This is a genomic window from Humibacillus xanthopallidus (assembly GCF_006716675.1).
GTDB classification, from domain to species: Bacteria; Actinomycetota; Actinomycetes; order Actinomycetales; family Dermatophilaceae; genus Humibacillus; species Humibacillus xanthopallidus_B.
This window is the reverse complement of the sequence record NZ_VFPM01000003.1, coordinates 177,322-192,102: the sequence shown is the minus strand read 5'-3', so window position 1 is coordinate 192,102 and position 14,781 is coordinate 177,322. Positions and strand designations below refer to the sequence as shown.

The following is a 14,781-nucleotide window of genomic DNA, read 5'->3' as shown; positions in this document are numbered from 1 at the left end:
TCAGCGTCCGTTCCTCGGGCAAGAACTGCTCGTGCGCATCTCCGTCTTCGGCACCGGCTACCTCGGCGCCACACACGCCGCGACGCTGGCCCATTGGGGCCATGAGGTCGTCGGCATCGACGTCGACCCGCATCGCGTCCGCCGCCTCGCCGCAGCCCGGCCGCCCTTCCACGAGCCGGGTTTCGCCGAGCTGCTCACCGGGGGCGTCACCTCGGGGCGTCTCACCTTCAGCACCGAGTTGGATGCTGTGGGTGATGCCGACCTGCACTTCCTGTGCGTCGGGACTCCCCAGCTCGACGGATCGCGTGCCGCCGACCTGCGGGCCGTCTGGTCAGCAGTCGACGCTCTCCTGCCCAGGTTGGGTGCGGGCGCGCTCGTCGTCGGGCGATCGACGGTCCCGGTGGGCACGGCAACACTGCTCCAGCAGCGCCTCGACGAGGCCCTCGGAGCCGGCCGCGCCGAAGTGGCGTGGAATCCCGAGTTCCTCCGTGAAGCCCATGCCGTCGAGGACTCCCTGCGCCCGGACCGGCTCGTGGTCGGAGCCGGGTCCGATGACGCGGCCGACAGGATCTGCGCGGTGTACGCCCCGCTCATCGACGCGGGCGTGCCGGTGGTGCGCACCGACCCCTGCACCGCAGAGCTCGCCAAGTCCTCCGCCAACGTCGTGCTCGCCAGTCGCATCTCCGTCGTCAACGTCCTCGCCGAGGTGTGTGAGGCCGCAGGAGCCGACATCGAGCGCTTGACGGAGGTGCTGGGCCTCGACCCGCGCATCGGGCCGCACTACCTCTCCCCTGGCCTCGGCTTCGGGGGCGGCTGCCTCCCCAAGGACCTGAGGGCCTTCGCGAGCCGGGCCGCGGAGCTCGGTGTATCCACGGCGGCCCAACTGCTCGATGCCGTCGATGAGGTCAACACCCACCAGCGCCACCGAACGGTCCAGCTCGCCACGGACCTGCTCGGCGGAACCGTCCGTGATCGACACATCGGCGTCCTGGGGGCTGCGTTCAAGGCGGACTCCGACGACATCCGCGACTCGCCCGCACTCGCCGTCGCGTCCGCCCTCGCGGCTGCGGGTGCCTGCGTCACGGTCCACGACCCCAAGGCCGCCCACCACCTGGCCCACCGCCGCGACCTCCGCGTCGCTGACGGGATCGACTCCGCCTGTGCAGGAGCGGACCTCACCATGGTGCTGACCGACTGGCCGGCCTTCGCCGCGGTCGATCCGGCAGCCCTGTCGGCCGTCGTGCAGCGCCGCGTGGTCGTGGATGCCCGCCTCAGTCTGGACGTGGAGCGCTGGCGGGCCGCGGGGTGGGACGTGCGCGCCCTCGGGAGACCCCGAGAGGTGAGCCTCGGGGGCACAGAAGGGAGTGCCGACGACGGCGTCGGTCTGGCTGACCCCCGGGCCGTGGACCGCGACCTCAGGGCGGGGTGAGCTCGGTGCGCATCCTGCTCTGGCACGTACACGGTTCCTGGACGACGGGATTCGTCCAGGGACCACACGACTACCTCGTGCCCGTGCTCCCTGGCCGTGGCCCCGACGGGTTCGGGAGGGCACGGTCGTGGCAGTGGCCCACGTCCGTGCGGGAGCTGTCTCCCGACCAGCTGCGCCATGAACCCTTCGACGTCGTCATCCTGCAGCGACCGCACGAGCGAGACCTGCTGTGGGAGTGGACGGGGCGTCGCGCCGGTGAGGACGTGGCCACGATCTACCTCGAGCACAACGTTCCCGGTGGACGAGTTCCCTTCGACCGCCATCCGATGTCCGATCAGAGCCTGATCCCGATCGTCCACGTGACACCGTTCAACGCCCTCATGTGGGACTCCGGCTCAGCGCCCACGCACGTCATCGAGCACGGTGTCATCGACCCCGGTGACCGCTACACCGGTGAGGTCAATCGGGCTGCGGTCGTCGTGAACGAGCCGGTGCGCCGCGGCCGGGCGGTCGGGACCGACCTGATCCTCCGCTTGGCCGAGGCGGCGCCCGTCGACGTCTTCGGCATGGGCGCGCACGCGCTCCGCACTGAACCGCCCCGAGCGCGCGGCCTGCGAACGGTCGAAGGCCTGGACCAAGAGCGCCTCCACACGCAGATGGCACGGCGGCGGGTCTATCTCCACCCCAACCGCTGGACGTCTCTGGGCCTCTCGCTCATCGAGGCCATGTTGCTCGGCATGCCGGTCGTGGCCGTTGCCAGCACTGAGGTCCCCTTGGCCGTGCCGCCGGAGGCCGGGGTGGTCGCGAGCCGGCCGGACCAGCTGGCAGACGGTATGCGCATGTTCTTCGCCGACGCCGCCGCGGCGCGTGCGGCGGGGGCTTTCGCTCGCGCCCACGCACTGCGCCGGTTCGGTCTCCAACGCTTCCTCGATGAGTGGGACGTCGTGCTGAGAGCTGCTGTCGCCGAGCAGGCCACCCGCCCTCATACGCCCCTCATGAGCGGCTCGTGAGCCGCTCATGAGGGTCAAGGCCCGAGTTCCTTCCCCGCGGGTGAGCGTCGTCGTCATGACCCGCGACCGGTGGCCCGATCTCCAACGATCCCTCCCTCGCCACGAGGGTCCGGTCGTGCTCGTCGACAACGCATCCAGCGACCACACCGTCGAACGCGTTGGAGAGTGCTTCCCCGACGTCACGGTTGTGGCGCTGCCTCACAACGCCGGCGCACCCGCGCGCAACGCGGGGGTGCGCCGCGCCACGACGCCGTACGTGGCCTTCGCCGACGACGACTCGTGGTGGGAGTCGGGTGCACTGGAGCGGGCCGCCGAGCTCTTGGACGCCCACCCGCGGGTCGCTCTGCTGGCCGCACGCGTCCTCGTCGGAGACGACGGGGCGCTCGACGGCGTCTGCGAGCAGATGGCACGGTCACCGCTCGGCACACGTGCCGGAGAGCCGGGTCCGCGCGTTCTTGGCTTCATCGCCTGCGGTGCGGTCGTGCGCCGGACGGCCTTCCTCGAGGCCGGCGGCTTCGACGACGTCGTCTTCTTCCCCGGTGAGGAGGAGCGCCTCGCGCTCGACCTCGCCGCCAGAGGTTGGGGACTGTGCTATGCGCCCGAGCTCGTCGCCCGGCACGTACCGTCGGTCGTGAGGGAAGGCAACGCAGCGCGCCGGGCGATCATCGCCCGCAACGCCCTGCTGACTGCCGTCATGCGCCGTCCCGTGACCTCCGTCCTCGCAACCGTATGCCGCCTGGCGAGCGACCGTTGTGGGCGTCGCGGCGTCGTGGCTGCTCTGCCGAGACTTCGGATCGCCCTGCGCGAGCGCAGCGTCCTGCCGCCCGCGGTCGAGGCGCAACGACGGGCGCTCGACGACTGACATTGTCGGCCGTCGTGACGCATCCGCCGCGTCGTCGGGCCGCTTGAACCCCCGCGCGGTGGCAGGACTGACACGAGCCGAGCCACCTGGGCGAGAAAACCGATCGGCGTCGTGACGTGCCCGGTTGACCTCGTCGGGGTCGGTACGGCGACCGCGTGGGTGGGTGACGTGGCGCGCAGCACCGGGCCTTAGGACCCGATCACGACCCGGATAAAGAGCCCATCATGACGGCATCGGAGGAGGGCCGCCCTGACGGTGGTCACTTGGGAAAGCGGCTGGTGTACATGCTGGTACGAAGTCGACGGGTCAGGAGTCAGCCAGGGGGTGGTCGCCGTGAGCTCCCCTGATGCGCACCGTGTGCGCCTTCCAGTCGATGTCGATGACGTCTGACATCGGCACGAGTCGGTCGTGACGGTGCCACCACCTGGCGACCACTCCGACCGCGGCCGGACCTTGGCGAGCGTCGCGTTCGTAGCCCAGACGAGAGCCCATACCATGCGAGGTGTGCTGCAGGTGCGTGATCTCCGCGGTGGAGGCTCTCGCGGTGATGCCGCTGCTGCACCGCAGCTCACAGACGACGCCGAGGTCGGAGTTCTGCGGCCCGAGCACGCGTGCACCGATGAGGTCGCTGGCTGCCCGGCCGTCGGAGCGCGGTGCGAGCAGTCGTTCCGCGTCCTCACGGGAAGGGGCGTGCACCGCTGGCGGTGTGTCCTCGTCGCCGCCGCCTGTCGCCCCGGGGATCCGGGCGACGACGTAGCGACGCAGCCACCGTTCGAGACCGGAAGCCCCGAGCAGGGCCGAGGCTGCGCCGGCATCGACCTCGACCGCAGAACCGATCGTGGTCACGTGGCGAAGCGGGACGACGACAGGCTTCGGATCCTGCTCGGGGTGCAGCCGTCGCCAGATCGCAACCATCCAGTCCCCCAGTTTGCCCGGGAGGCGACCGCCGAGCGCGGCGGGACCGACCATGAGGCCGGTGACGAGAAGGTGCTCGTCGCGCTCGACGAGCTCGAGGTCGTCGACGTTGCCGAGGAGTTCGCCGTGTGGGCCCGTGATCTGATGGTCGAGCAGCCGCAGCGCCACGTCGAGGGTGCTGCGGGCCTGGGGGTCGGGCAGCCTGCTCATCTCACTCCCCCGCCCGAGTGATGATCATGAGCGGGATCGCGGCGGTCGCAGCGACGACGACGAGGACGAGGTAGACCGTCCCCAACGCGTTGGCCACTCGCCCGTTCACGTGGCGGCCCATGTAGGTGCGGTCGTTGGCCACGACGAGGATAGGGAAGTACGTCAGCGGCAGGGCGATCGCGCTGAAGACTACGGAGTACTCCGTCAGCATGATGGGGTCCACCGTCGTGAGGAGGACACCGATGGCGAAGATGGCCGACAGCAGCACGACGGTGTGGAACCGAGCGGCTCGAAGCGGCTCGACGTATTTGCCCCATTGCCAACCGAAGTACTGCGCGATGCTGTAGCCGACCGAGAGGCCTGTCTCGCACGCTGCTCCGAACGTCGCAGCGAAGAAACCGAGCAGCACCGCAGCCAGGCCCAGCTGTCCGAGAGCGAGCGGCACGGGCAGCCCGATCTGACCCAGTGACCCCACCTGGATCCCTTGGGGCAGGAAGACCACCGCGGCAACCGCGGCGATCGTCAGCGAGAGCGCGCCCCCGAGTGGGAAGCCGATGAAGACGTTGGCCCGCATCGTGCCGAGATCCTTCTCGGTCCAACGCTCCTCCACACCGCCGGAGGAGAAGAAGAACACCTCGTAGGGCGTCATGGCAGCACCGAACAGCGCGATGGCGTAGTAGAAGTAGGTCGTGTGGCTCTCCTGCGACGGCACGGACGGCCGCGAGGCCTGTTGCCAGAGGGATCCCCAGTCCGGACCGAGCTTCCACAGGGCCACGGCGAAGACGACGAGCGCAAGGCCGGCCAGCCCGAAGGCGTTCTCGAGGATCGCGAATTTCACGCGCCACAGCACGAGCCAGACGGCGAGCCCGACGACCGGGATCCACAGGTAGCGGTTCACGTTCGTCGTGAGCTCGAGCGCGAGCGCGACACCGCCGATCTCTGCCATGAACGTCAGCAGGGTGACGGCCATCGACGCCCCGAGGTTGGCGAGCCCCATCCGCGGACCCAGCCGCTCGCGCACGAGGTCGAAGGTCGCTCGGCCACTCACGGCTGCGACCCGGCCGCTCATCTCGGCGAAGACACAGATACCGACGATCCCCACGAGCACCACCCAGGCGAGGGACAGCCCGAATCGCGAGCCGACGAGACCGTTGGTTACGAGGTCACCGATGTCGACGAAACCGCCGATGGCCGTGAGGACTCCGAGGGCGATGGCGAAGAGCTTGCTCATGACAATGCCTGCTGCGCCTGGTCGAGCTGATTTCCGAGGCGCGCGAGCTCGCGCACGCTGGCTCGCATGCCGGCTCGGTCCTCGCGGCGCACCGCGATGCGTGCTGCGCTCAAGGCGTCGGCCGTGTCGCTCAGCATCGTGCCTACGTGGTCTCGCAGCTCATCATCGCGCCGGCTGGGAGGGTCGACGCTTCCGAAGCTGTCCTCGATGGGGCCAAGGGCGGACTCACTCTGCGTGACGACGGTGTCGACGAAGGCGTTCGTGACCTTGCCGTCGAGACGGGCCTGCACCGCGAGAGCTCCGGTGCGCGCCTCGCCGAGCGCCGAACGGAGTGCGGCAGTGGCATTCTGCCGGTAGGCGCCCGAGTCGGTTGCCGGCGCGACGCACCCACTGACCGCAACGAGCGCCATCAGCGTCACGAGGACCGCGTGAGCTAGCCGGCCCATCCTGCCGATGCTCAGCAGATCCATCGTGCGGTTCATGACCGCCCTCGGAGGAGGACGTACCCGAGGACGGCCAACAGGGCGGCGAACATCAGCCAGCCGAGTGCCAGAGCAAACCCTTCGGTCATGTGCGACCTCTCTCGTGCAAGCCGCTCGATCGGACGGCGAGCCCCCGCGCCCGAAGGCGCGGGCACGCGCCCTCAGTCGTTGCCGTACCCTTCGCTCCCGCGATGAGACCGCTGAACACTGCTACGACCCTTCGCTGCATGAGGCGCCGGCAGAGCTGGGCGTCCGTCTCGTACGTGATGCGAGGGCATGTCGCCAAACACAGGACATTCGCGCCCTTGGCGACCGACACTGGAAGACAGCCAGAACGGCGCGCGTGACCGAACCGGGGGCGCCGTCGTCGATGGGACGAGCGGAGCATCGCCATGAGTCACTCACCAGGCCACGGAATGCATCACGGGTCGGACACCACGGGCGTGCACGGCATGCTGCTCTTCGGTGACGGTCCGTTCTACCTATCCCACCTGCCGATGTTCAGCCCACCCCACAACTACCAGGCGATCCTGCAGGTCACTCTCGAGGACGACGCCGCAGGCCAGATCCGCAACATCCACGCGCACTTCGGGCGTGACCGGCTCCTCACCGTGCGCCCGGAGACGTTCGCCATCACGGACCTGTCGCCGATGGACTCGTCGCAGCCGCGCACGGAGTTTCGAGGCGACGTCGTCCACGGTCACTTTGAGCATGGCGGTGACGTCGTGGCAGCGAACACGCTGATCCGCGTCGACGAGGTCGTCACCTTCCGCGAGCTCTCGGTGGGCCCCTCCGGGTCGAGGACCTCCGCTGGTGAACGGGATGAGCTCGCGTACCTGCCGGTCGGCGACGCCGACGAGGAGCTCTTCCTGGCCCACGTCATCACCGCTGCACCGGACTTCGACCAGGTGCTGCGCGTCTCCGTGTCGGGAGGGCATTTCACCCGCACCGAGCTCGAGCGACAAGGGCGCCCGACCATCACGATCGGCCGCCCGGACCTGCCCGCCAACCGCCTGGACGCGGAGGAGACGGTCGCCGGGCGCAGCAGTGCCGGCCAGCACTTCCATACCGAGGTCGAGGTCGAGGTGCTCTCCGAGGTGTACTTCATGGAGGACGAGCTGCGCTGACTCCCGCCCTGGGCGCGTCGTGCATGAGGGCGGCACCCGAACTGCATCACAGGCAAGCCGCGGTCTCGCGCCGCGAGGAGGTTTGCGCGACAACGGCGCCCGGCCGGCACGACACATCACTCGCGGGCCGATGTCGGTAGCGCTCCCTCTTCGACCGATGCGGCGTGCACGGTTCGCCCGGAAGAGGGAGCCTCTGGGGCGTCTCCGTCGGGCGCGCCGCCGAGCCTCCGGGGCCACGCGCTGTAGCGTCCCAGCAACGTGAGCAGTGTCGGCACCAGCACCGACCGCACGATCAGCGCGTCGATGAGCACACCGAGGGCCATGACGAACGCCAGCTCACGGAACTGTCGCAGCGGCACGAGTGCCAGCATTGCGAAGCTCGCTGCCAGCGTCAGGCCAGCCGCCGTGATCGCTCCGGAGGTCTCCGGAACGCGCTCGGCTATGGCTGTGCGCAGCGGGACGTGGTCGGCGCGGGTCCAGACGTGACCAACACCGTAGATGTTGTAGTCAGAGCCGAGCGACAGGAGCAGGACCGAGGCTGCGAACGGGACGTAGAAGGCGACGCCGTCATGGCCCAGCCGATCTTGGAGCACCAACGTCAGGCAGCCCAGCGAGGCCGCGAGGGCCAGGATGCTGCAACCGAGGAGGAGCACAGGGGCGACGACGGCACGGAGAAAGACCATCAGCAGAATAAGGTTCACGGTGAGGACCGCGATGGCGATGCGGCGCAGGTCCGCGTCGGTGGCCGTCACGAGCTCGCTCGCAATGGCCGTGTCACCCGCCAGCCCGGCCCGGGCGCCGGCGAGACCTGAGCGCTGCACGAGGTCGGGGAGAGCAGCGGAGAGCTGGTTCACGTCCTGGATGGCGATGGCCCCCAGGGGGTCGTGATCGAAGATGACGAGGAACCGCGCTGCGTCTCCATCGGGGGTGACGAGGAGCTTGTGCGTGACCTCGTCGGGAAGGGCACCAGGACTCACGACGCCGGCGACTCCTGGTTGCCGGGCGAGGTCCCGACCGAGGCGAGCGAGCTTCTGCGTGTCTGCTCCGACGCGCTGCGCCTGCAGCAGCACCTCGGTCGGCGCGACGATGCCTGGCGCGAAGCCCGAGGCGGCCTCGTCGGCCGCCACCCTTGCAGGATCGTCGGCGGGGAGTGCGGCGACGAAGGAGACACCGAGACGCAGGCGCTCGGCGCTCGTGCCCAGCATGGCGAGGCCCAGAACGCAGGCTGCACCGAGCACGAGGGCCACCACCCTGACGGTCAGCACCCGGGCAGCGGCACGTCCGACGGCGCCGGACCTGCGACTCGTCGGCCGGGCGGGCCAGAACAGGACTCGTCCGAAGATGGCCTGTAGGGCCGGCAGCAGGGTGACCGAGACGACGAGCGAGACGAGGACGGAGAGCGAAAGCACCGGGCCGAAAGCGCGGAAGAAGCTGGCTGCGCGACCAGCATGGCGGCGGTTCCCGCGGCCACCGCGACACCAGCCACGAGCACGATCCGCCCCGTCTGCGCGGCCGACGCCCTGGCCGCCGTCAGCCGGTCCGCCCCCTCCTCGAGGCCGGTTCGCATGCTCGAGAGGAAGAAGATGGCGTAGTCCGTGACGATGCCGAGCACCAACGCCAGCACCAGTGGTCTGAGCTGCTCGCGCACGCCGCCCTGCACGAAACGGCCGACGTAGTCGGTGGCCCGCACAGCCATGAAGTATGCCGCCGGAGCTGTGAGGAGCGCGACGATAGGAGCAACGACCGAACGGAACTTCACGGCGACGACCGCAATGATCACGAGCAGCGTGACCACCTCGAGAAGGGGCAGGTGTCCGTAAAGGATCTCGGTCTGCGTGACCTGGGCGGGGATGGTCCCGGTGACCCCGACAAGGTGATCGTCCGGGTTGCTCACGTGCTCGCGGGCGAAGCGCTCCGCGGCAGAGACCTCCTCGCCGACAGTCGTCCCGGGCTTGCTGAAGACGTAGGTCAACGCCGTGGTCCCGTGCTCCGACGAGGAGGGAAACGCGGCCGGAGTGTTAAAGATCGGCACGACAGCGGCGATGGGGCCGACGTCGCCCGCTCGCTTCTGCGCCACGGCAACTGCCCGCTCCGCCACCCTCCGCTGCGCTGACGTCGACAGTCCACGGGCGTCGCGCCGGACGATCATGTTGCGCGAAAGGATCGAGAACCCGAAGGCCTTGGCGGAGGCGCTCTCGGTCTGAATGGCTCGGCTCCCGGGCGGGGCGAATCCGCTCAGACCGGCGTTCGAGGTCGCGGCAGGGAGCCACAGGAATGCTCCCACGACGCCTGCCGCCCATCCCAGGACCACGAACCATCGCAGCTTCACCACGAGCCACGCGTAAGCCCTGGAAGGCGCGCCCACCTCCGACTTGCGCCAAGACCTCATACGCGCTCACCCACTTCACACGAGGAATACCCTCCTCGCAGGCGGGCAACGCCCAAGGTTCGTGTACTTTCCCGACGAGGAGGAGCGCCTCCCGCTCGATCTGTCTGCCCGTGGGTGCGGTCTCCGTACGCCCCAGAGTCTGTCGCTCGCCGCACCCCGTCCAGCCGACGGGAGAGTAGTGAGGCAGGTCTGACCGTCATCGCTCGCAACGAGCCCGTGACGGCGGTGATACGCCGCCCTGCGACCTCCGTGCTGGCGACCGTATGCCGTCTGGCCCGAGAACCCTGCGGCCGGCGTGGGATCGTGGCCGCCGGGCCCCGGCTTCGCCGCGATGGCGGCGCGACAGGTACTTGGCCAGTGCCATGACGGAACGGCACGGCCTCGAGCCCAGTGAGCGCCGTGCGGGGTCGCTGCTTCGTCCAGCGGCGCGGATGGCGTTTGAACGGCTTGTCCATGGGCAGAGGGGACGTACGAGCGCGGGGCACCCCGAGCAGAGAGGAAGCCTCATGTCCACACGATCTGACCGCTCCACCACCCGTCCGTCCACCATGACCTCACGTCGCAGCTCCGTGCAGGGAGCCTGCCTGTTCGTCGGTCTCGTCTTCCTGATCGTGGGGATCGCCGGCTTCATACCGGGGTTCACGACCCAGTACTCCTCGCTCGGCATGGCGGGCCACGAGTCAGACGCGATGCTGCTCGGGCTCTTCCAGGTCTCCATGCTCCACAATGCGGTCCACCTGCTCTTCGGCGTCGTCGGCATCCTCGCGGCACGCACGTGGAGCGCGTCACGGGCCTACCTCATCGGGGGCGGAGTCGTCTACCTCGCACTGTGGATCTACGGGCTCGCCATCGACAAGACCTCAGCGGTCAACGTCGTGCCGCTCAACCGAGCGGACGACTGGCTGCACCTGCTTCTGGGCGTCGGCATGCTCCTCCTCGGACTCGTCCTCGGACGCCGTCGCAAGCCGGTCGCCGCGGGGCACGACGCCGAGTACGGCGACTGGCGTCGTGACTCTGCGTCGTCCTGAAGAATGCCGGGTACGTAAAGGAAGTGGCATTCGGTTCATCGGCGTAAGGTTTCTGGTGGGAAGGCTGCATCCATGTCCGGACGTCGAGAGCATGACGAGCGCGACTGGGCCGCCGAAAAGCGGGACTTTGTCGCTGACCGCCGAGATGACCTCGCTGACGCACGCGACGCCGCTGCAGACCTGAGGGATGCTGTCGCGGACGCGCGCGACCTCGCGATGGACGATCGAGAGAAGGCCTTCGACCAGTACCAGCACGCCCAGGGCTCGGCCGCACCCACATCTGGGCCGGCCCGTACCTGCAACAGCCCGCCGGCGGCATCGATGTTGTCGCTCGAGAAGTCCTCGCGTCAGGAGGCACGCTTGGCGCGAGAGGAGCGGGCAGCCGAACGGGACATCGCTGCCTTGGAGCGGGCAGCTGCCGCAACACGGCGTATGTCGACAAACGCGTCCACCCAGCTGGCGGCAGTATTCGCGGAGATCGCGGCGCAGCTTCATGCCGACGGTTCGTTCGACCAGGTGCTCCAGCACATCGCGGAAACGGCCGTCGCCACGGTCACCGGCTGCGCCATGGCCAGCGTCACCCTCAGTCACCACAGTCTGCCCGAGACAGCGGCGACAACATCCCCGGCCGCCTCGGCAGTCGATCAGGCGCAGTACGAGGCCGGGGAAGGTCCCTGCCTCGACGCTCTTGTCACGCCTATGGTCTCCGCTGCCTCTTTCCCTGACAGCCGCTGGCCCAGACTCGGGGCGCGTCCGGCGGCGCTCGGCGCAGGGTCGGCAGCCTCGTACCGCCTGACCTTCGATAGCTCGCGTTCTGGTGGTCTCAGCGGATCGCTGAACACCTACGGCAAGGAGTCCAATGCCTACACCGATGAGGCCACCCACATCGGCATCATCCTTGCTGCCCACGCGTCCGTAGCTGGCGCCTCGGTCCGCGAGCGTTCGGAACTGGAACACCTTGCCGACAACTTGAGCACTGCTCTGCTCAGCCGGGACGTCATCGGACAGGCCAAGGGCATCCTGATGGAGCGGCTCAAGCTCACCCCCGAAGAGGCCTTTGACGCGCTGAGGCACTCGTCACAGCACCTCAACGAGAAGTTGCGACTCGTGGCCGAACGTCTCGCGCAGACAGGCGAATTCGATGAGGCCGAGGCAGCGGGACCTTGACGCCGCGTGCCGCGGCGACGATGACTAACCCCGCCAATCCTGTTTCTACCCAGCAGCGTCCACGGTGTCCACGCCGTGAAGCCGGTGGAGCGCAGCCGCCAATTCCCCGTAGCGTTCCGCCGGCCAGCAGCGCCGGGGGTCCCGAGCGCCAGGGTGGAGCACGACGAAGGCGTCCTCACCAGCCCATGAACGCCGGCTCTCTTGCAGGTCCCGCTCGGTGACCACGAGCGAGGTCTGCAGTTGACGGTGGTCAGTCCAGACCTTGAACCCGCCAGCTCGGCGATCTCGAGGCAGCGCAGTATCTCCGGCCGACTTCCGACATATCGGACGCTTCGTTCGAGACCCGGAGCGCCGGGTGCCGACGCGCCGACACTGTGACGAGGCCGGAGGGCGGCGACAACCTCGTTGCTCTGCGCACCGCCACCGTGCAACTGGACGAGCAGATCGTGGCGTCCGCGATACTCCTCCACGAACTTCCGTAGGGGTGACGTCGGGTCCTCGTCGAGACGGCATACGCCCTCGGTGCGCGGCACCGCGATCGCTCGGGTCCCCGGCCCGGGCCGCTCATCAAGGAAGTGTGGGTGCCAGACGTCCCCGAGGACTTCGAGCTCGGCCTCCGGGTAGGTGACGTGAGGGGCGGTCAGAGCCGGAACGGTCGCGAGGAAGTCCCCGATCCCCGAGGCCGTCAACACCCCGATGCGGTGCACATCCTCGAACGCCGTGAAGGGCAGGACGTCGACGACCAGGTCCTCGGTCATGGTCGATCTCCTCCGAGGAACTAGCACCGCATGGGCTGCCGCTGCGGACAGATACCCTCAACCGCAGACTCCACACATCGAGCCCACTCCGATTCGAGGGCCGCTGGAGCAGATGCGGCAGCGGGACGTTGACTGCCCCGACTTGGGGTACGGGACTCGCATGAGCGATGACGTGGTTCCTAGCACCGACCCATATGACCCAGATCTCGACCCGGACACGGAGTCGACGATGACCGCACCACCCGGTGGCCGGCCCGATGGGGCGCCCGCTCGGACCGGGGGTGAGGCGGTGACGCCATCAGACGACGATGCGCCCCCTGACGAGTGAAGCGGAGCCGACTCTCCCCTGGTGATGGCGAGAGAAGCGGCGGGCGCAGGGGACGTCCGGCTCGATCCCTCCGGTGCATCCTGCCGGGGGATCGGTGGGACCACTTCGGAGTTCTCGGTCGGGCGGTGTCGGTGCACTGTCTGAGCTGCGGCACGTCCGCCGTCATCGACCAGCGTCCAGGCAGGCTAGGGGGAGGGCTCTTTCGGGGCTCGCGTTGATGCCGTGGTTGCAGGTGCTCCGCTCATCGGAGGCGGGGCCGTGTCGGGGGGTGGGCATCAGCCCTGGTGATCATGGCGCCGGCGTGGGTACGAGGCGCACATGAGGTGGGTCAGCGCGACTACCTGGACAGAGACGGGCCTGCTGGGCTTGGCGTTCGTGCTGTCTGCAATCATCGGCCTCGAGCGTCACCGTCGGTTCAAGAGCGCGGGCCTGCGGACGCATACGCTCGTCGGCGTCGGATCGGCCGTCTTCACCCTGGTGTCTGCCTACGGATTCGCGGACGTCACCGGCCGCGGGGTCGTAGACCCGTCGCGCATCGCCGCTCAGATCGTCTCGGGAGTGGGCTTTCTCGGCGCGGGAGTCATATTCGTGCGCCGTGGGAGCGTCTCCGGTCTGACCACGGCAGCCTCCATCTGGTTGACGGCCGCGGTCGGTATGGCCTGCGGGGCTGGCATGCCGGCGCTTGCTGTCATGGCCACCGGATGTCAACTGCTCGCGGTAACGGTGTTGGCCAAGCTTGGGCGGCGGATGGCTTCCGATCCCGTTAGCACCAGACTCCTCATGCGCTACACGGCAGGACGAGGAACGATGCCGCTCGCACTGGGGTTGGCGGCGGAGCATGGGGTCCCAGCGACTGTCATCGATGCGAAGACCTCTGAGCAGGACGGCAAGAAGACGACAGTGCGCGCGATCGTCCAACTCGAAGGCAACCCACAGCTCGTCAGCGACCTTGTCGAGGAGATCTCCGATCTGGCGAGCGTTGAGTCACTTCGCGTCCTGACCGATGAGGGGTTATCGAACTAGCCCGCAGGACGAGGAGCCTCACGAGCGCTGGCGAGGTCCCACGCGGAGATGAGGACGGGTCCCCCCGGGCACGGTTTCAGTAGCTGGGGGCCACCATCGGTCGGCCGCCGAGGCAGGGAACCCCTCCGCCTCGGCGGCCGATCGGAGCGCCGATGGTCGGCTCTCTAGTGGCGCCACCCTGCGGGTTGAAGTTGGACGCCGCCCAGCGGACTGTCCCACAGGGCTGGTCCCCTTGGAAGAGTTCTGTCGACGGTTATTGACGGGGAGCTCACCACCTCGGGCCCGAGAGGCAGCCCAACTGACTCGGAGGGTCCGCAGCAGTTGGATGGCGAGATGCGCCGCGCCGGGGCCGTTGACCTCCAAGTACGGCGTGCGGCGACCCTCGAGTCGTGAACTGGAGGGCACCGAACGGTGCAGTCAACGCCTGATAGTTGCACCGGTGGAGCGTACTCGCGTCATTTCGTCTGCCTGCGTCTCCACGGTCCGGGTACAGATCGCTCGGCGGCGTCGCGAACGGCTTGAACAGACAGGTGTGCGCGGCGACCGTCCTCTGAGCCCTGCCCAACGAGAGCCCGGAGCATGTGTCGCCCCCGCGATCCCCCTGCGTTGCTGTGTGCAGTAGGCGATGAGCGGCCCATACGGAACGGCACGGTCAACGAGACGCAGGGAAACGACTCCGAACTGCAGGGGGAGGTGAAGGAGTAAATCGCCCCGGGTCTGGGAACGGTCTGATTCCGTGATTGCGGCACCGGTTGGCACAAACGTCAGGGACGCCTCGGGACGTCGCGGGAGGCACCCAGCATGGAGACGGGAGCGCCGGCA

Annotated in this window: 11 protein-coding genes and 1 pseudogene; 7 read left to right on the top strand and 5 right to left on the bottom strand. The window is 68.7% G+C overall.

From position 1 onward, the window contains the following. Positions 1-31 precede the first annotated feature (31 nt). The 3 genes from FBY41_RS16005 (at position 32) to FBY41_RS15995 (ending at position 3,301) form a co-directional block, all read left to right on the top strand. Positions 32-1,429: a UDP-glucose dehydrogenase family protein gene (locus FBY41_RS16005; RefSeq protein WP_221629318.1), complete on the top strand. Its 1,398-nt coding sequence runs from the start codon at positions 32-34 to the stop codon at positions 1,427-1,429. Positions 1,430-1,506: 77 nt separating this feature from the next. Next, positions 1,507-2,439, top strand: coding sequence for a glycosyltransferase (locus FBY41_RS16000; protein ID WP_311769416.1), 933 nt, complete (start codon positions 1,507-1,509; stop codon positions 2,437-2,439). A 55-nt stretch (positions 2,440-2,494) separates the two neighbouring features. Next, a complete protein-coding gene (locus tag FBY41_RS15995) occupies positions 2,495-3,301 on the top strand; it encodes a glycosyltransferase family 2 protein (protein WP_221629317.1) in 807 nt (268 codons plus the stop codon). A 306-nt stretch (positions 3,302-3,607) separates the two neighbouring features. Here the strand turns inward: FBY41_RS15995 and FBY41_RS15990 are convergent, their stop codons facing one another. Genes FBY41_RS15990 through FBY41_RS15980 form a run of 3 tightly spaced genes read right to left on the bottom strand, consistent with a single transcriptional unit; the run spans position 3,608 to position 6,127 of the window. Then, entirely contained in the window at positions 3,608-4,426 is an 819-nt protein-coding gene (locus FBY41_RS15990; protein ID WP_141845296.1) for a hypothetical protein, read from the bottom strand. Between the two features lies 1 nt (position 4,427). Then, positions 4,428-5,657 carry an NRAMP family divalent metal transporter gene (locus tag FBY41_RS15985; protein WP_141845295.1) on the bottom strand — a complete coding sequence of 410 codons (1,230 nt, stop codon included), beginning with the start codon at positions 5,655-5,657 and terminating at the stop codon, positions 4,428-4,430. Continuing rightward, positions 5,654-6,127 carry a hypothetical protein gene (locus FBY41_RS15980; protein WP_141845294.1) on the bottom strand — a complete coding sequence of 158 codons (474 nt, stop codon included), beginning with the start codon at positions 6,125-6,127 and terminating at the stop codon, positions 5,654-5,656. The genes FBY41_RS15985 and FBY41_RS15980 overlap by 4 nt, the downstream gene beginning before the upstream one ends. 428 nt (positions 6,128-6,555) lie before the next feature. Between FBY41_RS15980 and FBY41_RS15975 the strand changes: the two genes are divergently transcribed. After that, complete coding sequence (locus FBY41_RS15975) at positions 6,556-7,266, top strand: hypothetical protein (protein WP_185749111.1); 711 nt, start codon at positions 6,556-6,558, stop codon at positions 7,264-7,266. 116 nt (positions 7,267-7,382) lie between these two features. Here the strand turns inward: FBY41_RS15975 and FBY41_RS15970 are convergent, their stop codons facing one another. Together FBY41_RS15970 and FBY41_RS23995 are read right to left on the bottom strand one after the other, a co-directional pair. Then, positions 7,383-8,675 (bottom strand): MMPL family transporter, encoded by a 1,293-nt coding sequence (locus FBY41_RS15970; protein WP_141845292.1) that lies wholly within the window; start codon positions 8,673-8,675, stop codon positions 7,383-7,385. A gap of 38 nt (positions 8,676-8,713) precedes the next feature. Next, positions 8,714-9,415, bottom strand: a pseudogene (locus FBY41_RS23995) (MMPL family transporter); the annotation flags it as partial. A 746-nt stretch (positions 9,416-10,161) separates the two neighbouring features. Here FBY41_RS23995 and FBY41_RS15960 point away from each other — a divergent pair. The 3 genes from FBY41_RS15960 (at position 10,162) to FBY41_RS15950 (ending at position 13,959) form a co-directional block, all read left to right on the top strand. Further along, positions 10,162-10,683, top strand: coding sequence for a DUF4383 domain-containing protein (locus FBY41_RS15960; protein WP_260439835.1), 522 nt, complete (start codon positions 10,162-10,164; stop codon positions 10,681-10,683). A gap of 72 nt (positions 10,684-10,755) precedes the next feature. After that, positions 10,756-11,850 carry an ANTAR domain-containing protein gene (locus FBY41_RS15955; protein ID WP_141845290.1) on the top strand — a complete coding sequence of 365 codons (1,095 nt, stop codon included), beginning with the start codon at positions 10,756-10,758 and terminating at the stop codon, positions 11,848-11,850. A 1,404-nt stretch (positions 11,851-13,254) separates the two neighbouring features. Continuing rightward, positions 13,255-13,959: an MgtC/SapB family protein gene (locus tag FBY41_RS15950; protein WP_141845289.1), complete on the top strand. Its 705-nt coding sequence runs from the start codon at positions 13,255-13,257 to the stop codon at positions 13,957-13,959. Positions 13,960-14,781 lie beyond the last annotated feature (822 nt).

Bases quoted from the DNA above. Each gene is read 5' to 3' on its own strand.
- FBY41_RS15950 (WP_141845289.1), top strand. From the start codon at position 13,255: ATGAGGTGGGTCAGCGCGACTACCTGGACAGAGACGGGCCTGCTGGGC.
- FBY41_RS15975 (WP_185749111.1), top strand. From the start codon at position 6,556: ATGCATCACGGGTCGGACACCACGGGCGTGCACGGCATGCTGCTCTTC.
- FBY41_RS15960 (WP_260439835.1), top strand. From the start codon at position 10,162: ATGTCCACACGATCTGACCGCTCCACCACCCGTCCGTCCACCATGACC.
- FBY41_RS15980 (WP_141845294.1), bottom strand. From the start codon at position 6,127: ATGGATCTGCTGAGCATCGGCAGGATGGGCCGGCTAGCTCACGCGGTC.
- FBY41_RS15985 (WP_141845295.1), bottom strand. From the start codon at position 5,657: ATGAGCAAGCTCTTCGCCATCGCCCTCGGAGTCCTCACGGCCATCGGC.
- FBY41_RS15990 (WP_141845296.1), bottom strand. From the start codon at position 4,426: ATGAGCAGGCTGCCCGACCCCCAGGCCCGCAGCACCCTCGACGTGGCG.
- FBY41_RS15995 (WP_221629317.1), top strand. From the start codon at position 2,495: ATGACCCGCGACCGGTGGCCCGATCTCCAACGATCCCTCCCTCGCCAC.
- FBY41_RS15955 (WP_141845290.1), top strand. From the start codon at position 10,756: ATGTCCGGACGTCGAGAGCATGACGAGCGCGACTGGGCCGCCGAAAAG.